The 315-nt window shown below is 56.5% G+C and carries 1 protein-coding gene; it reads right to left on the bottom strand.

Going from position 1 to position 315, the window contains the following annotated elements:
• A partial coding sequence (locus Q4563_RS18340) for a TolC family protein (RefSeq protein ID WP_303605527.1) occupies positions 1-315 on the bottom strand: 315 nt, incomplete at both ends.

Consider the following 315-nt stretch of genomic DNA (forward strand, 5'->3'; position numbering starts at 1 on the left):
GTTGCTGCTCGAGCTGATAATCAGCGGTTGCCAGATTGCTGGCCGACTGTTTGCTTTGTGCGTACAGAGAACCACCGGTAAACAGCGGCATGGATACGGTCAGGCCAATGGTGCCAACGGTTGAGTCGGTTGGATCGGTGGTGTAAGTGGGTGCCACGTCCGAGATGGTGTAACTGGCACTGAGGTCGACGGTTGGCAAACGGTTGGAGCGGGTTGCGTTACGTTGCAGGCGAACCCCTTCTTTTTGCGCAATCGCCATACGGATGCCCGCGTATTTTTCCAGGCCGGATTCAACCCAGCTGGAAACATCTGCCG

The sequence above is a fragment of the Gilvimarinus sp. 1_MG-2023 genome, from assembly GCF_030548285.1.